Annotated in this window: 16 protein-coding genes; 7 read left to right on the top strand and 9 right to left on the bottom strand. The window is 73.5% G+C overall.

The annotated features are described in order from the left end of the window. Positions 1–179 precede the first annotated feature (179 nt). The 5 genes from KKZ08_RS04760 to lnt form a co-directional block, all read right to left on the bottom strand. Positions 180–614, bottom strand: coding sequence for a hypothetical protein (locus KKZ08_RS04760; RefSeq protein WP_223773235.1), 435 nt, complete (start codon positions 612–614; stop codon positions 180–182). A 168-nt stretch (positions 615–782) separates the two neighbouring features. Then, positions 783–3,161: a phosphoketolase family protein gene (locus KKZ08_RS04765; protein ID WP_263303397.1), complete on the bottom strand. Its 2,379-nt coding sequence runs from the start codon at positions 3,159–3,161 to the stop codon at positions 783–785. Between the two features lie 227 nt (positions 3,162–3,388). Then, positions 3,389–4,591, bottom strand: coding sequence for a methyltransferase (locus KKZ08_RS04770; RefSeq protein ID WP_223773237.1), 1,203 nt, complete (start codon positions 4,589–4,591; stop codon positions 3,389–3,391). Between the two features lie 76 nt (positions 4,592–4,667). Next, positions 4,668–5,147 carry an NUDIX domain-containing protein gene (locus tag KKZ08_RS04775; RefSeq protein WP_223773238.1) on the bottom strand — a complete coding sequence of 160 codons (480 nt, stop codon included), beginning with the start codon at positions 5,145–5,147 and terminating at the stop codon, positions 4,668–4,670. A gap of 46 nt (positions 5,148–5,193) precedes the next feature. Then, complete coding sequence (gene lnt, locus KKZ08_RS04780) at positions 5,194–6,804, bottom strand: apolipoprotein N-acyltransferase (RefSeq protein WP_223773239.1); 1,611 nt, start codon at positions 6,802–6,804, stop codon at positions 5,194–5,196. A gap of 215 nt (positions 6,805–7,019) precedes the next feature. Between lnt and KKZ08_RS04785 the strand changes: the two genes are divergently transcribed. Beyond that, positions 7,020–8,108, top strand: a complete 1,089-nt coding sequence (locus KKZ08_RS04785) for an O-antigen ligase family protein (protein WP_223773240.1) — start codon at positions 7,020–7,022, stop codon at positions 8,106–8,108. On the opposite strand, the gene KKZ08_RS04790 is transcribed toward KKZ08_RS04785, so the two are convergent. Both KKZ08_RS04790 and KKZ08_RS04795 read right to left on the bottom strand, forming a co-directional pair. Continuing rightward, on the bottom strand, positions 8,089–8,655 hold the full coding sequence (locus tag KKZ08_RS04790) for a hypothetical protein (protein WP_223773241.1): 567 nt from the start codon (positions 8,653–8,655) through the stop codon (positions 8,089–8,091). The genes KKZ08_RS04785 and KKZ08_RS04790 overlap by 20 nt on opposite strands. A 73-nt stretch (positions 8,656–8,728) precedes the next feature. Then, the gene (locus KKZ08_RS04795; RefSeq protein WP_223773242.1) at positions 8,729–9,514 is read right to left on the bottom strand and encodes an aspartate/glutamate racemase family protein; all 786 of its coding nucleotides are present in this window, start codon (positions 9,512–9,514) and stop codon (positions 8,729–8,731) included. 58 nt (positions 9,515–9,572) lie between these two features. Between KKZ08_RS04795 and KKZ08_RS04800 the strand changes: the two genes are divergently transcribed. Next, entirely contained in the window at positions 9,573–10,778 is a 1,206-nt protein-coding gene (locus tag KKZ08_RS04800) for a glycosyltransferase (RefSeq protein WP_223773243.1), read from the top strand. Positions 10,779–10,788: 10 nt separating this feature from the next. Here the strand turns inward: KKZ08_RS04800 and KKZ08_RS04805 are convergent, their stop codons facing one another. After that, on the bottom strand, positions 10,789–12,072 hold the full coding sequence (locus tag KKZ08_RS04805; RefSeq protein WP_223773244.1) for a TerD family protein: 1,284 nt from the start codon (positions 12,070–12,072) through the stop codon (positions 10,789–10,791). A gap of 293 nt (positions 12,073–12,365) precedes the next feature. Between KKZ08_RS04805 and KKZ08_RS04810 the strand changes: the two genes are divergently transcribed. The 3 genes from KKZ08_RS04810 (at position 12,366) to KKZ08_RS04820 (ending at position 16,271) form a co-directional block, all read left to right on the top strand. After that, positions 12,366–12,791 carry a DUF6643 family protein gene (locus KKZ08_RS04810; protein WP_223773245.1) on the top strand — a complete coding sequence of 142 codons (426 nt, stop codon included), beginning with the start codon at positions 12,366–12,368 and terminating at the stop codon, positions 12,789–12,791. A gap of 295 nt (positions 12,792–13,086) precedes the next feature. Beyond that, complete coding sequence (locus KKZ08_RS04815) at positions 13,087–13,692, top strand: hypothetical protein (RefSeq protein ID WP_223773246.1); 606 nt, start codon at positions 13,087–13,089, stop codon at positions 13,690–13,692. Between the two features lie 173 nt (positions 13,693–13,865). Continuing rightward, complete coding sequence (locus KKZ08_RS04820; RefSeq protein WP_223773247.1) at positions 13,866–16,271, top strand: right-handed parallel beta-helix repeat-containing protein; 2,406 nt, start codon at positions 13,866–13,868, stop codon at positions 16,269–16,271. On the opposite strand, the gene KKZ08_RS04825 is transcribed toward KKZ08_RS04820, so the two are convergent. Next, positions 16,231–18,570, bottom strand: coding sequence for a hypothetical protein (locus KKZ08_RS04825; RefSeq protein WP_223773248.1), 2,340 nt, complete (start codon positions 18,568–18,570; stop codon positions 16,231–16,233). The two genes, KKZ08_RS04820 and KKZ08_RS04825, sit on opposite strands and share 41 nt — an antisense overlap. Positions 18,571–18,798: 228 nt before the next feature. Between KKZ08_RS04825 and KKZ08_RS04830 the strand changes: the two genes are divergently transcribed. After that, positions 18,799–19,665, top strand: a complete 867-nt coding sequence (locus KKZ08_RS04830) for a DeoR/GlpR family DNA-binding transcription regulator (protein ID WP_223773249.1) — start codon at positions 18,799–18,801, stop codon at positions 19,663–19,665. A gap of 60 nt (positions 19,666–19,725) precedes the next feature. Next, positions 19,726–20,229, top strand: coding sequence for an SRPBCC family protein (locus tag KKZ08_RS04835; protein WP_223773250.1), 504 nt, complete (start codon positions 19,726–19,728; stop codon positions 20,227–20,229). Positions 20,230–20,236: the final 7 nt, after the last annotated feature.

The following is a 20,236-nucleotide window of genomic DNA, read 5'->3' on the forward strand; positions in this document are numbered from 1 at the left end:
ACGGCCGTGGCCGTCGGGGGCGCCTCCCGCGAGGGTCAGCCACGGACCTTGTGGATCTTCCAGTCCGCGACGTCGGAGCTTCGGTTGAAGTAGGCGTTGGTGCACAGGTCGTACTTGCCGCCGGAGGCCGTGCTGACGTTGTTGGTCTCCAGGAAGCCGCCGTTGTCGCCGTAGAGGTTTCACAGGTGGACCACGTCGCCGACCCGGACGTGCTGGTCCGCCGGCGCCGAGCCACGGGCGAAGATCCGCCAGCGCCCGGTGCCCGCCGCGCGGTCGCGGACCTGCGAGGTGGAGACGTCGAACTTCGCCCCCGCGTTCTTCTGCGCGGCGGAAGCATGGCCGTTGGTGTCGAGGTAGCCGCCGTCGCCGCCGTAGAGGTTGCGCAGGTACACCACGTCGCCGCTCATCACGGGCTGTCCGGCGCCCTTGCCGGAGGCGGAGAGGAGCTCCCACGTGCCGGTGCCCTTGCCGCGCGTCGGGGTGTCGGCGGTCGACACCGCGTACTTGCCGCCGGACGCGCCGCTGTGCCCGTTGGTGTCGAGGTAGCCGCCCTGCCAGCCGTTGTAGCCGTTCTGCAAGTGGATCTGTTCGCCGTACCTGAGCTCGTTCGCCATCAGTCTGCTCCTCATCGAGTGACGGACGTACGGACGGCCGGGCCATGCCCGGCGAGGACACCGGACATCTTGCCGTTACCGCGCCCATACGGAAGCGGCAGAACAAACCTGGCCCATACTCGTGCGGCACGCTTTCAGCCAGGAAACGGACACCTGCGGGAGAACGGCTCAGCGCCCGGCGGCATGGGGCCACGTCCACTCCGCGACCTCCGGCAGGTCGGTGCCGTGCTCGCGGATCCAGGCGTGGTGGCGGGTGCGGGCGTCGGCCATCGCCTGCCGCACGGCCGTGGCGCGCACGGCGAGGCCGGGGACGCGGTCGATGACGTCCATGACGAGGCGGTAGCGGTCGAGGTCGTTGCGGACGACCATGTCGAAGGGCGTGGTCGTCGTGCCCGCCTCCTTGTAGCCGCGTACGTGCAGGTTGTCGTGGCCGGTACGGCGGTAGGCGAGGCGGTGGATCAGCCACGGATAGCCGTGGTAGGCGAAGATCACCGGCCGGTCGGGGGTGAAGAGCGCGTCGAACTCGGAGTCGGGCATGCCGTGCGGGTGTTCCTCGCGGGGCATGAGGCGGGCGATGTCGACGACGTTGACGACGCGGACGGCCAGCTCGGGCAGCGCCTCCCGCAGCAGGCTCGCCGCGGCCAGGACTTCCTGCGTCGGCACGTCGCCCGCGCAGGCCAGGACCACGTCGGGGTCGCGTGTGCCGTCGTCGGTGCCCGCCCACTCCCACACCCCCGCGCCGCGCGCACAGTGGGCGCGGGCCTCGTCGAGGGTGAGCCAGTCGAAGCAGGGCTGCTTCCCCGCGACGACCACGTTGACGTAGTCGCGGCTGCCGAGGACGTGCTCGGTCACCGACAGGAGAGTGTTGGCGTCCGGCGGCAGATAGACGCGTACGACGTCGGGGCTCTTGTTGAGCACGTGGTCCACGAAGCCCGGGTCCTGGTGCGAGAAGCCGTTGTGGTCCTGGCGCCACACGTGTGAGGTGAGCAGGTAGTTGAGGGACGGCACGGGGGCTCGCCACGGCAGGGAGCGCGAGGTCTTCAGCCACTTGATGTGCTGGTTGACCATCGAGTCGACGATGTGGACGAAGGCTTCGTAGCAGGAGAAGAGGCCGTGCCGGCCGGTGAGGGTGTAGCCCTCCAGCCAGCCCTGGCAGAGGTGTTCGGAGAGGACCTCCATGACGCGGCCGTCGCGGGCGAGGTGCTCGTCGGTGTCGAGGGTCCGTTCCTGCCAGGCCTTGCCGGTGGCGCCGAAGAGCGCGCCGAGCCGGTTGGACTCGGTCTCGTCCGGGCCCACGACACGGAAGTCGCGCCGCCGCGCGGTGTCGGCCATGACCCGGGCGAGCAGGGCGCCCGTGACCCGGGTCGGCTCGTGCAGGGTGGCGCCGGGCCGGTCGACGGGGACGGCGAAGTCCTCCAGCGGCGGCAGGGGCAGCGGCCGGCTGAGCACACCGCCGTTGGCGTGCCGCGTGGCGCCGAGCCTGCGCTCCCCCTCGGGTACGCAGGCCAGGACGTCGGCGGTGGGAGCGCCCTCGGTGTCGAAGAGTTCCTGGGGGCGGTAGGAGCGCAGCCACTCCTCCAACTGCCGCAGGTGGTCCGGGTTCTCGCGGACTCCGGAGAGGGGCACCTGGTGGGAGCGCCAGGTGTTCTCGACCGGATCCCCGTCGACGGTCCGCGGGCCCGTCCAGCCCTTGGGCGTGCGCAGTACGACGACGGGCCAGCGCGCGCGGTTGTGCGCGCCGCCGTCGCGGGCGGCGCGCTGGATGGCGGCGATGCGGTCGAGGGCCTGGTCCAGTGTGTCGGCCATGGCCTGGTGGACCTGGTGCGGGTCGTCGCCGGTGACGTACAGGGGATCGTGGCCGTATCCCTTGAGCAGGGCGTCCAGCTCGGCGTCGGGGAGCCGGGCGAGCAGCGTCGGGTTGGCGATCTTGTAGCCGTTGAGGTGGAGGATCGGCAGGACGGCGCCGTCGTGCACGGGGTCGAGGAATTTGTTGGAGTGCCAGGAGCCGGCCAGCGGCCCGGTCTCGGCCTCGCCGTCACCGATCACGCAGGCCACGACCAGGTCCGGGTTGTCGAAGGCGGCTCCGTAGGCGTGGGCGAGGGAGTAGCCCAGTTCGCCGCCCTCGTGGATCGAGCCGGGCGTCTCGGGTGCGACGTGGCTCGGCACGCCGCCGGGGAACGAGAACTGGCGGAACAGCCGCGCCATGCCCTCCGCGTCCCGCGTCACCGCCGGGTACGTCTGCGTGTAGCTGCCCTCCAGCCAGGAGTTGGCGAGCACGGCCGGTCCGCCGTGGCCGGGTCCCCATACGCACAGCGCGTCCAGGTCGCGTTCCTTGATGGCGCGGTTGAGGTGCGTGTGGACGAGGTTGAGGCCGGGTGAGGTGCCCCAGTGGCCGAGGAGGCGCGGCTTGATGTGCTCGGGCCTCAGCGGCTCGGTCAGCAGCGGGTTGGCCATCAGGTAGATCTGGCCGACGGACAGGTAGTTGGCGGCACGCCAGTGGGCGTCGAGTGCCGCCAGGTCCTCCTTCGCCATGGGCGCCATGAGGATCTCCTCGCGAGGGTCGTGGTGTGCGGCGGAATCACGTTCCAGTACGTGGCTAAGGCGCGGGTTCCACGGGAGCGCCGGGTCAGTCGTCGCGGCGCCGGGTCGGTCGCGGCAGCGGACCGGCCCCGGCGTTCCTCCCTCGACGCTGCCACCGCCCGGCCGCCGTCGCGAGCCCGAAGGGGGCCGTTCGGCCCCGCCGGCACGGGCGGCGGCGCCTCAGCGATCGCCTCTCAGCGGTTGCCCTTGACCGCCCGCAGCACGACGAACTTCGGGTCGCTCGCGACGACGCGCGCGTTGCCGAAGAGCTTGCGCAGCTTCACGTGGTACCCGAGGTGGCGGTTGCCGATGACCCACAGTTCGCCGCCGGGCCGCAGCGCGGCGCGCGCACCGCTGAACATCCGCCACGCGGTCGCCCCGGTGGTGGCCTGGTGGCTGTGGAAGGGCGGGTTGTTCAGGACGAGGTCCACCGTCCCCGGCGGCACGGCGGCGAGGGCGTCCCCGGCCACGAAGTGCGCCTTGGCGTCCTCGGCGGCGTTGGCGCGGAAGGTGGCCTCGGCGGAGGCGACGGCCTGGAACGACTCGTCGATGAAGGTGACCGTGGCGTCCGGGTCCGCGACGGACGCGGCGGTGCCGAGCACGCCGTTGCCGCAGCCGAGGTCCACGACGTGCGCGCCGCCACGGGCGCGCGGCAGGTGCTTGAGGAAGAAGCGGGTGCCGATGTCGAGGCGGTCGGCGCAGAAGATGCCGGCGTGGTTGACGACGGTCAGGCCCGCGCCGGCCCCGGAGTCGGCGGGCAGCACATAGGTACGGGGCCAGGGGGCGGGCCCCGGGGTGCGCGCGGGGTCCGGGGTGCTGAAGATGAGCCGCGCCTTCTGCCGCGCCAGGGAGGTCCTGGTCGGCCCGACGAGCCGCTCGAAGAGCTCAAGCGTGGACGTGTGGATCTCGGTGACCATGCCGGTGCCGACGACGACGGTGCCCTCGTGCAGGGCGGACGCCAGCCGGTGCAGCTGGTCCTCGAGAAGCGCGAGGCTCTTCGGTACGCGGACCAGGAGTACGTCGATACGGGCGGGCGGAGTGTCCCTGGTCGTCAGCAGCCGGGCCGCGTCCGGCGCGTGGCCCGCCCGCGCGAGGTTGGCGCGGGTGGCCTGCTGGGCGAGGAAGGAGTCGGTGATCTGCACGGGCACACGCGCGTGCCCCGCGAGCGCGGTGGTCAGCGCGCCCCACCGGTCACCGACGACGGCCACGGTGCCACTCAGGTCGACGGCCGCCGCGACGCCCCCTGGCTCCCCTTGCTTCCCTTCCTCACCTTCCTCGCCCGCGAGGTGCCGCAGCAGATAGGCGTCGGCCGCCGACCAGGCGCGCAGCTGGTCGCGGGGGTCCTCCGGGAAGCGGGTGAGGTCGTACGCGCCCCATGACGTGCTCAAACGGTTCATCGTGCCCTCAGGCTAACGGAGGGCCTGCCGGACACGGTGGTCAGCCGGGGGCGGGGGTCAGCCGGGCGCGGGGGTCTCACCGCTCGGTGCTCGGCTCGAACCAGGTGGGGCCGTCGACCAGGGCCTGCTTGATGCGGGAGAGCGAGAACTCGTGCAGGTCGGGCAGCGCGTCCACGTCGAACCACGCCACTTCCAGCGACTCGTCGTCGTTGACGCGCGCCTCGCCGCCGACGGCACGGCAGCGCAGGGTGATGTCCATGTACTGGCAGGTGTCGCCGTTGGGGTAGGTGACCGGGTCCAGCGCCTGGACCAGGACCACGCGCTCGGGCACGCAGCGCACCGCCGTCTCCTCGTACACCTCGCGCACCGCGCACTCCGCGGGCTGCTCCCCCGGGTCGGGGATGCCGCCGATCACCGCCCACCTGCCGTTGTCGGAGCGCCGCCCGAGCAGCACCCTGCCGTCGTCGTCGAAGACGATGGCGGAGACCCCGGGGAGCCAGAGCAGCTGCTGGCCGGCGTCGGCCCGCAGGGTGCGGATGAATTCAGGAGTGGCCATGGTCCGACCCTAACGGCGTCCCGTCGCAGCCCTTGACAGGAGCGCGTTACTCCCCGGCGTCCCGCCGGGCCCGCGCCGACGCCGCGGCCCAGCCGAGTCCGCCGAGGGCGATCAGCACCAGGACGCCCTCGGGCAGCGCGCCGAGGCGGGTGGCCGGGGTCCGCGACGAGCGCAGCGGCACCTCCTCGACGAGCGAATCGGCGGTGAACCACTCCGTCTTCGCCTTGACCGTGCCGTCCGGCATGATCACCGCACTGACGCCGCTGGTCACCGGGACGGCGACGGCGCGGCTGTGCTCGACCGCGCGGACCCGGGACATCGCGAGCTGCTGGTACGTCATCTCGCTGCGGTCGAACGTGGCGTTGTTGCTCGGCACCGAGATGATCTGGGCGCCGTGGGTCACCGTGTCGCGCACGGCCCAGTCGAACGCGGCCTCGTAGCAGGTCGCGAGGCCCACCTTGGTGCCCGCCATGGTGAAGACACCGGGCTCGGAACCGCGGCTGAAGTCCTGGCGCACCATGTCGACGTCGCTGCTGAAGACGCCGATGACATCGCGCAGCGGGATGTACTCGCCGAAGGGCTGGATCTGCCGCTTGTCGTAGGTGTCGGTGGGGCCCTTCCGTGGATCCCACAGGATCTGCTCGTTGAAGAGCTTGCCGTCCTCGGCCTCGACGACACCGCCCACCGAGAGGGGCACCCCGATGGCCTTGACGGCGTTCTCGATCTCCTGGCGCGCGTCGGGGTTGGTGAACGGATCGATGTCGGAGGAGTTCTCCGGCCACAGCACGAGATCGGGGCGCTTGACCTTGCCGGCCTTCACCTGGGCGGCCAGCCGTTCGGTCTCGCGCACGTGGTGGTCGAGGACGGCGCGCCGCTGGGCGTTGAAGTCGAGCCCCGCGCGCGGGACGTTGCCCTGGATGGCGGCGATGGTCGCGGTGCCGTCCTCGGCCTCGTCGCTGACGAGCGGCCGCGCGGCGAAGGCGCCGAGGAGCGGGACGAGCACGCTCAGCCCGGCCACGGCCGCCGCCCCGCGCCGCAGGACCCCGGTCGCGCGTACGTCACGGATCCGGCGCACGGCCTCGTACAGCCCGAAGCCGCACAGGACGACCGCGAAGCCGAGCACGGGGGTGCCGCCGAGCGCGGCGAGCGGCAGGAAGACACCGTCGGCCTGGCCGAAGGCGATCTTGCCCCAGGGGAACCCGCTGAAGGGCACGCGCGCGCGTGCCGCCTCTCCCGCGATCCACAGGGCGGCCGCCCAGAGCGGGTAGCCGGGCAGGCGTGAGACCGCCGCGATGCCCGCGCCCACCAGGGCGACGAAGACCGCCTCGACGGCGGCGAGCGCCAGCCACGGGCCGGGGCCGACCTCGACGCCGGTCCACACCAGCAGCGGCAGCAGGAAGCCCAGGCCGAAGAGGTAACCGAGGCCGAGGCCCGCCTTCCAGGTGCGGCCGTGCAGGCACCGGGCGAGGACGGCGAAGGCCGGGAGCGCGAGCCACCACAGCGTGCGGGGCGGGAAGCTGACGTAGAGCAGCACTCCGGAGAGGGCCGCCGCGGCGGCGGGCACGAGCCGCCGCAGGACGCGCCCGGCGCGGGAGGCCGGCGCGGGCTGCGGATCGAGCTGGTCCGGCTCGTCTACGGGAGTGGTGGTGGCTGTCACTCGGGGAGTGTACGGCGCGTCACCGGAGCGCCGACAGCGTGGTCGTGGGCGTCGACAAAGCGGTCGTGGGCGCCTCCGCCGGGTCGTTCCGGCGCAACTGGCCCCATGGCGCGGCGCCTGCCGTTAGCGTGTGGCCGGGCCTCAGGCACGGGCCCGGCGCACGCCACCGTGGGCCGGCCGCGCCGTTCGGGCCCGCATACCTCGGGGGGCGGCGGGTGGGGTCGACGGGTACGGCCGCTACGGCCGGTCCGGCAGGCGGGCGTGAGCGGCGGGGCGCGTCCGACGCCGTGGGCGTGGCCCTGCTCGGCGCGTGTGCCGCCTGGGCACTGATCACCGCGGGCGTGCACGGCGGCACCCCCGAGGGGATGCTCCTCGCAGTCCTGGCCGTGGCCGCCGGGTACGCGGGCGGGCGCATCTGCGGAGCGCTGCTCCCGGTCGCCGCTCCGTGTGCGGGGGCACTCGCGGGCCTGACCCTCGCGGTGACGGCGCCCCGCCTCACGCTCGGCCCGGCCTCGCTCCTCGGTCACGCCGGTGCGGCCGCCGGGCTGCTGATCCTCTCTGCGGGTGCGGCCTGCTGCGCGGCGTGGGCGGCCCGGACACCGGCCTCACGCGTCGCACTGCGGGTGCTCGCCGCCGGGATCGCCGCTGTCTCGGCGGCACTGGGCTCGCCCGCGGCCTTCGCGGGGTGCGCCCTGGTGCTGCTCTGCTCGCTCGCGGCGGCCCACGTACGGCGCAGGGCGCTCGGCCTCGCCGGTCTCGCCGCCGTGACGGCACTGCTGACGGGGGTGTCCTTGACGGTGGCCGAGGACGTGCTGCCGGACGGCCTGACGGCTTCTCTGGAGGGCCGGCTCGGCCGCCAGCGCGTGCTGCTGTGGCGCGACGCGCTCGGCCTGGCGGCGCGGGAGCCCGTCCTGGGGGTGGGGCCGGGGCGCTTCGGCGAGGTCAGCCCGGCGGTCGCCCGGAACCTCCTGGCGGACGGCAAGCCTCATTCGGCGCCGTTGCAGCAGGCCTCCGAGCAGGGTCTCGTGGGAGTGGCGCTGCTGGCGGCGGTGTTCTGCTGGCTGCTGTACGCCCTGTGGCGGTCGCCGCGCTCCGCCCAGGTCGTCCTGTCGGCGGGCGCGGCCCTGACGGCACTGACGGCCGTGGCGACGGTGGGCAACGCGCTCAGCGTGACGTCGGTGACGGCCGCGGCGGGCCTGCTCGCGGGCATCGCCACGGCGCGGCCCCTGCCCGACGGCTCCGAGCACCCCGGGGGCTCTGGCGGTGCCGACGGAGCCGTGGGCGTCAGACCGACGTTCCCCTGACCTTCAGCCGGGCCCGGATGGCGCGTACCGCGGATTCGGCGTTGTCCACGGTCACCGTGAACTTGTGGCCGTCGCCCAGCCTGAGCACCAGCCCCTCGCCGCGCCGGACCACGACGGCCGTGCCCTTCTCGGGCCGCCAGCGGTAGCCCCAGCCGCCCCACTGCCGGGGTGTGACGCTCGGGGCGAAGTCCGCGCCGACGACATGGGAGAGCGGGATGTGGCGGCGCGGCAGGCCCAGATGGCCGCAGCGCACCTCCAGGAAATCCTTGTCGACCTTCACGGCCACATGGACGAAGGCCAGCGTCCCGAAGAGCATCAGGAGTCCGACGGCGATGCATCCGACGACGGACATGAGCAGGGGCGCGAAGCCCGATGTCCACATCGAGCCGACCGCGAGTTCGATGCCGAGGGCCAGGCAGGCCGCGCCCGCGCAGGCCAGCAGCCACTGGACGCGGTTGGTCGCGCGGCCGGTCCAGACTTCGGGCGGGGCGTCGGGCCCGGCGTTCTCGCCGTGGTCGCCGTGCTCCTCGTGGGCTGGGTCCCTCATGCCATCGAGATTACTCACGTTCCGCCGCGAAGGCACCGCGTCGCGGAGCGTGACCGGATTCGGGTTCCAGGGCTCAGAGGGCGGGGGTGACCGCCGCGAGCATGCGTCCCTCGGCGTACGTGAGCGCCTCCCGCGGCAGCGGCTCCGCACGCCCGCTGAGCAGCACGGTGAGCCCGGGTGTCGCGCCACCGTCGGTGCCGGGGAGCGCGCCGATCCTGCGCAGCGCCTGGGCGGCGACAGCGCCGGCCGAGCCGTGCAGCACGAGCGGCGGCAGCTGCGGCTGCTGCACGGCGGCGCGGATGCGCTCCGCCACCAGCTCGTAATGGGTGCAGCCCAGGACGACGGCCCTTACATCGCGCGGGGTGAGGGCAGCGGCGGCGGCGATGGTCTCGTCGATGGCCTTCTCGTCCGCGTACTGCACGGCGTCGGCGAGGCCTGGGCAGGGCACCTCCGTGACGTCGACGTCGCGCGCGAACCGCTCGATGAGGTCCCGCTGGTAGGGGCTGCCCGTGGTGGCCGGGGTGGCCCAGATGGCGACGGGGCCGACGCCCGCGGCGGCGGGCTTGATGGCCGGCACGGTCCCGATGACCGGGACGGCGGGCTCCAGGCGGGCCCTGATCGTGGGCAGCGCGTGCACGGAGGCGGTGTTGCAGGCGACGATCAGCGCGTCGGGGCGGTGCGCGGCGGCGGCCTGTGCGACGGCGAGAGCGCGCGCGGTGAGGTCTTCCGTGGTCCGCGGTCCCCACGGCATGCCGTCCGGGTCCGAGGAGAGCACGAGATCGGCGTCGGGCCGCAGGCGGCGTACCGCGGCCGCCGCGGCGAGCAGTCCGATACCGGAGTCCATGAGCGCGATCTTCACCCGGTCACCATAGTCGATGGGCCCCACAGGCACCGTGCCGTGGGGCAGACTTCGGCGGATGAGCGCCGTTGCGTGGATCGCCGCCGGATCGCTTGCCGCGTGGCTGTGGCTGCTGTTGGGGCAGGGCTTCTTCTGGCGTACGGACGTGCGCCTGCCACCGCGCCGGGATCCGGCGGACGGGGCGGGCCGGGGCCACTGGCCGACGGTGTGTGTCGTCGTGCCCGCCAGGGACGAGGCCGCGATGCTGCCCGAGAGCCTGCCGTCGCTGCTGGCGCAGGACTATCCGGGCCGGGCCGAGGTCTTCCTTGTCGACGACGGCAGTACGGACGGCACGGGTGAGCTGGCCCGCGCGCTGGGCGAACAACACGGCGGCCTGCCGCTGACCGTCGCCTCCCCCGGTGAGCCGCCCCCCGGGTGGACCGGCAAGCTCTGGGCGGTGCGCCACGGGATCGGCCTCGCCCGCGCGCGGGATCCCGAGTATCTGCTCCTGACCGACGCGGACATCGCCCATGGGCCGGAGAGCCTGCGGGAGTTGGTGGCCGCCGCGGAGACGGGCGGTTTCGACCTGGTCTCCCAGATGGCCCGGCTGCGGGTGCGCAGCGTGTGGGAGCGGCTGGTGGTCCCGGCGTTCGTGTACTTCTTCGCGCAGCTCTACCCCTTCCGCCGGATCGGGCGGAAGGGGTCGCGGACGGCCGCCGCGGCGGGCGGCTGCGTCCTGCTGCGCGCCGACGCCGCCGAGCGGGCGCGGATCCCCGACGCCATCCGGCACGCGGTGATCGACGACGTGGCGCTCGCACGGGCGGTCCGGCGCTCCGGCGGTCACCTCTGGCTGGGGCTCGCCGAGCGCGTCGACAGCGTGCGCCCCTACCCCCGCCTCGCGGACCTGTGGCGCATGGTCGCGCGCAGCGCGTACGCCCAGCTGCGGCACCAGCCTCTGCTGCTCCTCGGCACGGTCGCCGGGCTCGCGCTGGTCTACCTCGCTCCCCCGCTCACCCTGGTCGCGGGCCTCGCCACGGGCGACGCACCGGCGGCGGCCACGGGTGGTCTCGCCTGGCTGCTGATGACCGCGACGTACCTGCCGATGCTCCGCTACTACCGGCAGCCCCTGTGGCTCGCCCCGCTGCTGCCCGGCACCGCGTTCCTGTACCTCCTGATGACGGTGGACTCGGCGGTGCGGCACTACAGGGGGCGCGGCGCCGCCTGGAAGGGGCGTACGTACACGCGTCCGGACGCCGTTGCGGAGCCGGCACCGGAGCAGCGGTGACCGGTCGCGGTCACTTCCTGCCGGGCGTCCAGTTCATGCCCCAGCCGTAGGCGTGGTCGATGGTGCGCTGCGGGCTCACCCCTCGGTCCGGGACGAGGTAGCGGGCCTCGCGCTGGACGACGAGGTCGCCGCCGTTGTTGGTGAGCAGCGCCAGCGCGCACACCGTGGAGGGGACGGTGCACTCGTCGAGCGAGAAGTCGATCGGGGCGCCGTGCTGCGGCTGGAGGGTGACCGTGGCGTTGAGGTCGGCGAAGCTGCGCGCGCCTTCGTAGATGGTCACGAAGATGACGATGCGGCGGAAGTCCTTGATGTGGTCGAGGTTGATGGTGAGGTTCTCGCCACTGGCCGTGGCACCGGTGCGGTCGTCGCCGTCGAGCAGCATGTACGGAGGCTGGTGCATCGCCCCGAAGGCGTTGCCGAGTGCCTGGACGACGCCCTTGCGGCCGTCCGCGAGTTCGAAGAGCGCACAGAGGTCGAGGTCGAGATCGGCGTGCATGGCGACGGCTCTGCCGAGCTTCGCGCCCCATCCCTTGAACTGCTTGCGCATCTCCCAGTTGAGGTTCACGCGCATGGCGCCCGAGGTGCCGCCCTGTTTCGTCAGCGAGACGGACGGGGCGTCCTTCGTCAGGGTGACTTTGGTGAGGCGCACGGGCTCGGTGGGCGGGGTCACGGGAGGGGCCGGTGCGGGTGTGACGGGAGCGGCGGAAGCGGCGGCCTGCGGCGGCGGGGTGGCCGCGGCGGGGGCCGTCGGCGGCGCGGAGCGTTGCGGCTCGTCCACCGTGATCCCGTAGTCCGTGGCGAGGCCTGCGAGACCGCTGCCGTAGCCCTGGCCGACGGCGCGGAACTTCCACGCGCCCTGGCGCCGGTAGAACTCGCCGAGGACGAAGGCCGTCTCCACCGTCGCGTCCGTGCTGTCGTAGCGCGCCAGTTCGGCGCCGCTCGCCGCGTCGAGCACCCGGATGTACAGGCCGGGGACCTGCCCGAAGGTGCCGCCGTCGGCCGAGGCGGCGAGCACCACGGTCTCGATCGCGGGTTCCACGCGCGCGAGGTCGACGGTGAGCACATCGCTCACGCCGCCGTCGGAGCGCTGCTTGCCCTCGTACCGCACCGCTCCGGAGGAGTGCGCCGGCTGGTTGTAGAAGACGAAGTCCGCGTCCGAGCGCACCTTTCCGGAAGAGGCCAGCAACAGTGCGGAGGCGTCGGCGTCGGGTACCCCGGCGCCCGAGCCCCACCCCAATTCGACCCGCACCGCGGGTGCCGGTACGGGAACATTCGATCCTTTAGGCATTGTCATGTCCGCCCCCATCGCAAGTCGCCGCGTCCGGCAGGGCCGCCGATTCCGTTCGCGGCCAACCTATTACCCGGATCACCGGGAGGCCCACGACCGCGCCCCCGGGGCTCCCGGCCGCTCCGTGACCAACCGCCGGTAACCCGTCATGAACGCGGCTTTTACACGATCCCTACGCCACTTGGCGACCGATTTTCCCAAGTTCGCTCGCATTGGGTACACGTCACCACTGCCGACACGTAAAACAACCCTCTTATCGGTCTCCCCAACCAGCACATCAAGGGCTTAACTTATGGAGCATGACCTCCCCCCGCTCCACCTATGGCGGCGGTTACTACTCCGCGCCGTCCTTCACGGACACTCCGATCTACGACTCCCTCGTCGCAGAGCGGGGCACTCCTCAGATCGCCCCGATCCGGGTTCCGTCCGCGTACGACACGGGCAGTCACCTGCCCGCCCTCCCGGCCGCGCTGCCCGCCCTGCCGGCCGCCCCTTCCCATCACAACCAGGGCTACGGCTACCCGCAGGCCCAGCAGCCCGCCCCGCTGCAACAGGCCCCCGCGCCGTACATCCCGCAGCAGGCCGCGGGCCCTCGCGGCTACCCGGGCGCCCAGCCCCAACGGCCCGCGGCCGGTACGGGGTACGAGGCGATGCGCCCGGCGTCGCCCCGCCCGGCCCCGGCGCCGTACGACGATCCGTACAACCGCCCCTACCGCGGGTACTGATCGCCGAAGCCGCCGTCCGCGCATGGCACCTGCCGCCGCCGAGCCTACGCCCGGCGGCGGCATTCGCATATCTGCGCCCGGCCCCGGGGCGCCGTCAGCGCCGCTTCGGCGCTCAGCCCGTCTTCGGGCAGAATCTGGTTCCCGGACCCACCGGGATCAGCCGCGCCGGTGACGCCTTCACGATCCCCGAATGACCCGCCTCCGGTCGGGGAACTCGTTGGCGGAGCAGGGACGTTGAGCTTCGTGGACACGTGCCGTTCCCGGTCGAGACGGACGCGGAAGGGGGTGCAGGACTGTGCGGGCGATCGTCGGGCTCTGGCGCTGGCGGCACAATCCGCTGCGCCGCGGGACCGACCTCGTGGAGGCCTGGGTGGCGCTCGCCGCCCTGGTGCTGATCGTCGTCGCCGCTCCCGTCGTCGGCACCCTCACCGCCGGCCTGTCGCGGGACGCCCTGCTCGCCTCGGTGCGGGAGCAGCACGAGGCCCGACACGCGACCGTCGGCACGGTCGTGCGGAAGGTCCCCGCTCCCCCGCTCGACCCCGACCCCGAGACCGCGTCGGCGCGCGACGCCCACAGCCGCGTCCTCGCCCGCTGGGCGGGCCCGGACGGCACGGACCGCTCCGGAGTCGTCGTCGCCCGACTCGACGCCCCGCGTCCCGGTGACCACTTCAGGCTGTGGACCGACGAGCGCGGCCGCGTCGTCGGCCGCCCGCTGGACCCCGCGACCGCGACCACCCACGCGGCCCTCGCCGGACTGGGCGCCGCGACGGCGGGCGTCGCCCTCGTCGAGGGCGCGCGCAGGCTCGTCCTCTGGCGCATCGTCCAAGGGCGTTACACCCGCCTGGACCAGGCCTGGGCCAAGGCGGGCCCCGACTGGGGCAGGGCCGGCACCGGCTCCTGACCGCCCCCGTGACCGGGCCGGTTGGCCGGAGCCCGCCGATCGGGTCAACTGCCCCTGCTCACGCGCGCTACGGTGGACCGGCCGAACTCTTCGGCTCCTTGCGCGGCACCGCGGCACATCGCGGCACACCGGCGCGAGACCCGCGTACGACGAGGTGGGGGCAGAGCAACTCCATGGCACAGGGCACGGTCCAGGTGACGCACACCGGCACGTCGCGGTGGCGGCGCCGCACCGGCGAGTACGCATCGCTCGCCGCCGCCTTGGAGGCCGCGGGCGACGGCGACATACTGACCGTCGCCGCCGGCACCTACCGCGAGAACCTCGTCGTGCAGCACGCGGTGACCCTGCGCGGGCCCGACGGTTCGGCGGGATCGGTGCGCATCGCGCCGTCCGACGGAGTGCCCCTCACGGTGCGCGCCTCCGCGATCGTGCAGGACGTGCACATCGAGGGTCAGGACTCCTCCGCGCCCGCGCTGCTCGTCGAGGACGGCGCCCCCGAACTGACCGACATCCGGGTCGTGACCCGCTCCGCGGCCGGCATAGAGGTGCGCGGCGGCGCGCGCCCGACGGTGCGCCGCTGCACCGTGGACAATCCCGGCGGCATCGGCATCGCGGTGCTCGACGGCGGCGGTGGCGTCTTCGAGGAGTGCGAGATCGTCGCGGCGGGCCAGTCCGGTGTCGCGGTGCGCGGCGGCGCGCACCCCCGCCTGGAGCGCTGCCGGGTGCACCACGCCTCGGGCGCCGGGCTCGCGGTGACCGGCGAGCACTCCGGCCTGGAGGCCATCGGCTGCGAGGTCTACGAGATCAAGGGCACCGGCGTCCAGGTCACCGGGCGGGCCTCGGCCCATCTGACCGACTGCGACGTGCACCGCACCACCTCCGACGGCATCACGCTCGACACGGACGCCGTGCTGACCCTGGCCGACTGCCGCATTCACGACATCCCGGAGAACGCGATCGACCTGCGCTCGCGCTCCGTGCTGACGCTGACCCGCTCCACGGTCTGCCGGTTCGGACGCAACGGCCTGTCGGTGTGGGACCCCGGCACGCGCGTGGACGCCAACCAGTGCGAGATCCACGACAGTACGGGCGACTATCCGGCCGTCTGGGTCAGCGACGGGGCGACGGCCGTCCTGGAGTCGTGCCGGGTGCGCGACGTGCCGGACGCGCTGTTCGTCCTGGACCGCGGCTCGCGCGCCGACGTCGTCGACAGCGACCTCTCCCAGGTACGCAACACGGCGGTGTCGGTGAGCGACGGCGCGACCGCGCAGCTCGACGACTGCCGCATCCGCGAGGCCGCCACCGGCGCGTGGTTCCGCGACCACGGCAGCGGCGGCACCCTCGCCAACTGCACGATCGACGCCGTCCAGACGGGCGTGATCGTCACCAAGGGCGCGGACCCCACCATCGAGCGCTGCACGGTCACCTCGCCCGCCGAGGCGGGCTTCTACGTCTCCGCGGGCGGCCGCGGCAGCTTCCAGGGCTGCCGGGTCAGCGGCAGCGGCGGCTACGGCTTCCACGTCATCGACGGGTGCCGTACGACGCTGAAGAAGTGCCGCACGGAGCGGTGCGCGCGCGGCGGCTTCGAGTTCTCGGAAGAGGGCCCGCTCGTCGAGGACTGCGCGAGCGACGAGAGCGGTGGCCTGCGCACCCCGGCGGCGCCGCAGGAGGTGCCCGCCGTGCAGACGGCGACGCAGACCGCCGGACTGCTCGGCTCCGTACCGGCGCAGCAGCCCGCGCCGGCCGCCGTGCCCGCACCGCCCTCGGCCCGCGCCGCCAAGGAGGTCCTCGGTGAACTGGACGCCCTGGTCGGCCTGGAGAGCGTCAAGCGCGAGGTGCGCGCCCTCACCGACATGATCGAGGTGGGCCGCCGCAGGCAGCTCGCCGGGCTCAAGGCCGCCTCCGCCCGCCGACACCTGGTCTTCACCGGCTCACCGGGCACGGGCAAGACGACCGTCGCGCGGCTCTACGGCGAGATCCTCGCCTCGCTCGGCGTCCTGGAGAGCGGCCACCTCGTCGAGGTCTCGCGCGTCGACCTGGTCGGCGAGCACATCGGCTCGACGGCGATCCGCACCCAGGAGGCCTTCGACCGGGCGCGCGGCGGCGTGCTGTTCATCGACGAGGCGTACGCCCTCTCCCCCGAGGACTCCGGGCGCGACTTCGGCCGTGAGGCCATCGACACGCTCGTGAAGCTGATGGAGGACCACCGCGAGGCCGTCGTGGTGATCGTCGCGGGCTATACGGCGGAGATGCAGCGCTTCCTCTCCGTCAACCCCGGTGTGGCGTCCCGCTTCTCGCGGACGATCACCTTCAGCGACTACGCCCCCGAGGAGTTGCTGCGGATCGTGGAGCAGCAGGCCGAGGAGCACGAGTACCGCCTGGGCACGGGCGCCGGTGAGGCGCTCCTGAAGTACTTCACGGCGCTCCCGAAGGGGCCCGCCTTCGGCAACGGCCGCACCGCGCGGCAGACCTTCGAGGCGATGGTGGAGCGGCACGCGGGCCGGGTCGCCCAGCTCCCCGAGCCGAGCACGGACGACCTCACCCTGCTGTATCCGGAGGATCTGCCGGAGCTGGTGTGACCGCTTCCGTCTGCGCGGGCCGCGGGGACGGTACGGCAGCCTTGAGGCGTGCGAGGAGCCGTGCGCGTTCCTCGGCGAAGGCCGGGTCGGACTGGTAGTCGCTGTGGCCGAGGATCGGTGCCGGGAGCGGATGGTCCTCCGTACGGCCGTAGGCGAGGGGGTCCTTGAGGGCGGCGCGGTCCACCTGCGGGCCGCAGTCGCCGCGCAGGCCGATGGGGCCGCCGATCGGATCGGTGGGGCGGTGCAGATTGCGCCAGCAGTCGACCTCGCGGTGCAGGGAGGTCAGCGCCGCCGGGCCGAAGTGGGCGGGGAACCAGCGGCCGTAGAGGCGCTCCAGGGGTGAGCCGTAGGTGAGCAGGGCGACGCGCCTGCGGACCGAGGGGCGCAGCTGCCAGGCGGCCGCCGCCGCGAGGACGCTGCCCTGGGAGTGCCCGGAGATGACGAGACGGCCGCCGGTGGCGCTGGTGGAGCGGGTCCAGGCGGCCATGCGCCAGGTCAGGTCGGGGACCGAACGCTCGGCGTAGCAGGGCGGGGCGAAGGGGTGGGCGGCGCGCGGCCAGAACGTGCCGACGTCCCAGAGGATGCCGATGGTGCGCCGGGCGGAGGCGTCCTTGTAGGCGCGGCGGCCCCAGGTGACGAACAGTATGAAGCCGAAGCCGATCAGCCAGGAGCCGAGCGCCTGCGAGGTCTCGGCGGCGCCCTCCACGACGTCGGGCATGCCTTGCGCGGCCTGGGCGGGGACCTTCTCCGTGAACCACGCGCCGATGAGGGCGCCCGCACCGAGCAGCAGGGTGACGGCGGCGATGATGCCGACGAGGAAGGGCGCCCGGTCGGTGAGCGCGGCACGCGCGCGTGTCCCCGCGATGCGGCGGGTGCGGGTGGTGTCCTGGGGTTCGTCGGCGTAGTCGGCCGCCACCTTCGCCATCTCGCGGCGCTTGCGCTGGAGCGTGCGTACGCCGAACCACGCGCACAGCACGGCGACGACGACCAGGAGCGGCGGGATCACGGACGCCTGCCAGGTGAGCAGGACGGGCGGTCCGGGGATGGAGCCGTGGGTGCCGTCCAGCCAGTCGGAGACCCGCTGCGCGCCGCCGCCGGACATCACCCCGCCGAGGGCGCAGGACAGCATGGCGACGGCGGGGCCGCCGAGGCCGCGGATGACGGTGCGGGCGTCGGGCGAGGTGCGGTACAGGGAGTGCGCGACCACCGCGAGGGCGATGACCAGCAGGCCCTGGACGAGCGCGATGCCGCCGAAGGACGCGTCACCCGGCAGCCTGCCCTCGGAGCGCCAGCCGGCGCGTGTCCATCCCGCGTACACCAGGGTCAGCACGAGCACGGCCAGTGCGGCCAGTGGGAGTCTGCGCACGAGGGCGCGGTCCAGCTTCCGGTCGAGCCTGCTCTCGCTGCGCCCCCTGCGGCACACCACCCACACCACCGCTACCGCGCCCACGCCGAGCGCGGCGTGCAGGCTCCAGCCGAGGACGTCGAGGAGGACCGGGCCCCCGGCACGCCGGTCGTGGCGCGCGGCGGAGGCGCCGACCGCCGCGGCGACGGTGAGCAGGCCCGCCGCGGTGTGGGCGGCGCGCAGCCGGGCGACGAGGCGGCGGCCGTACCAGAAGCCGGGCCGGCCGAGCGCGGTGCGGCTCGTCTCCTCCTCGGGGTCGGGCTGGTGGGGCAGCGGCTGCTGGGACTCGTACGCGCTCCAGGTGCGGTGGGAGAGGTACCAGAGGAGGCCGGTGAGGGCGCTGGGCAGCAGGGCGGCGAGCGCGAGGCGGCGGCCGGGCTGCGACCACCAGCCGCCGTGGCCCGCGTCGTCGGTGGCGAGGAAGCCGAGCCAGGCGCGGTCGGCCGCGCACTCCGGGGTGCCCGCGCACTGCCAGGCCGTGAGGTCGAGAGCGACCTCACAGGCGGCGGCGACGAGCAGCACGGTGAGGGTGAGGCCGGTCAGCCGCACCAGGAGGCCGTAGGTGCGCACGAGGCGCCTGCGGTGGCGCGAGGTGGGGCGCATCCAGTGGGCGAGGTTGACGACCATGAAGGGCAGCAGCAGGAGCCACAGGGCGCGGGAGCCGTTGCCGGAGGTGAGGTTGCACCAGACGTACGCCTCGGGGACCGGTTTGCCGCGGTAGTCGTCGGGGCGCCGCTCGGCGTCGGCGTCCTCGGTGCGGCGGAAGACGGCCGCCGTGTCGTCGCCGGAGATCCGTACGGTCCGGGGATCGCCCAGCATCTGTTCCGGTGTGGTGCCCCCGACTCCATGGACCAGGAGTTCCAGGGCGGTCTCGTCCTGCGTCGCACGCTCCACTGTTTTCGCTGCCCCCGAGATGTCGCGTTGCGTGGTGAGGGAAACAAGGATCTCGGGGCGCGGCTCGCCGCGCACCCCTCGTCACGTAATCTCCCCCTTCCGAGGCGTGCGTACCCGCGCGCGGGTGGTCGCACGGCTGTCAGTGGCGCGTGCGAGGATGAGGCTGTGCGCCGGTCGGGCGCGGCGGGTGTGACGAGGCAGGACGAGGCAGAAAGGCCGGGGCCGGGCGTGAGTGAGAATCAGAATCTTCTCGCCGAGCAGCGCCGTGCCCTGATTCTCGACGAGGTACGCCGCCGGGGCGGGGTCCGCGTCAATGAACTCACCCGGAAGCTGGGCGTGTCCGACATGACGGTGCGCCGTGATCTCGACGCGCTGGCCCGCCAGGGCGTCCTGGAGAAGGTCCACGGCGGCGCGGTGCCGGTCGTCGAGGCGAGCACGCACGAGCCCGGGTTCGAGGCGAAGTCGGGCCTGGAGCCGACGGCCAAGGAGGACATCGCGCGCACCGCGGCGTCCCTGGTGACGCCGGGCTCGGCGATCGCGCTGTCCGGCGGCACGACGACGTACGCGCTGGCGCACCATCTCCTGGACGTGCCGGATCTGACGGTGGTGACCAACTCGGTGCGGGTCGCGGACGTCTTCCACTCCGCGCAGCGCTCCTCCGGGCAGCGGCAGGGCGCGGCCACGGTCGTGCTGACCGGCGGGGTGCGCACGCCGTCGGACTCGCTGGTCGGTCCCGTCGCGGACCAGGCCATCGCCTCGCTCCACTTCGACGTGCTCTTCCTCGGTGTGCACGGCATATCGCCGCAGGCCGGTCTGTCGACGCCGAATCTGGCCGAGGCGGAGACGAACCGGCGCCTGGTGCGGTCGGCGCGCCGTGTGGTCGTCGTCGCCGACCACACCAAGTGGGGCACGGTGGGCCTGAGTTCGTTCGCGACGCTCTCGCAGGTCGACACGCTGGTGACGGACGCGGGGCTGCCCGCTGAGGCGCGTGCGGAGATCTCCGAGCATCTGCACCGGCTCGTGGTGGCGGGTGAGGACGAGCGGGAGGGCGACGACGGCTCTCCGGACGACCGCGAGGACTCCGCAGACATCTGACGGACCGCCAGCTATGGTGTCGGTGCCCGGTCAACCGTCTTACTCCGCTGGGGGGGCAGAGTGCGAGCACGCCGACTGAGCCCCGTGGGGCTCGACTTCATCGAGTCCGCCGCGCTACGTCATGTCTTCACGCGTGAGGTGAGCGCCCCGCCCGAAGCGGTCTACCGCGCTCTCGCCCACGACTTGGCGGGCTGGCCCACCTGGTTCACGGCGGTCACGCAGTGCCGCCCGACCGACGGGGGCAAGGGCCGCGATGTCCGGCTCAAGGGCGGCACGAGCTTTCGGGAGACGATCATCGCGGCCGATGAACCGGAGCGGTACGCCTACCGAGTCGACGTCACGAACGCGCCGGGGCCGCGTGCCCTCGTGGAGGAGTGGCGGCTCACCCCGGCCGGGACCGGCACCCGCGTGCGGTGGACGCTCGCCGCGGACGGCGCACCGCCCTTCCGCCTCGTGCTGAAGCTGAGCCGCGCGGGCCTCGGCCGGGCCTTCCGCGACGCGGTGACGGCACTGGACCGGCGCCTCATGGCGGCCACGGGACAGCGGCCGCCGGGGGGCGGGTGACGGCTCG

The organism is Streptomyces sp. 135, assembly GCF_020026305.1.
In the GTDB taxonomy this organism is placed as follows: Bacteria; Actinomycetota; Actinomycetes; order Streptomycetales; family Streptomycetaceae; genus Streptomyces.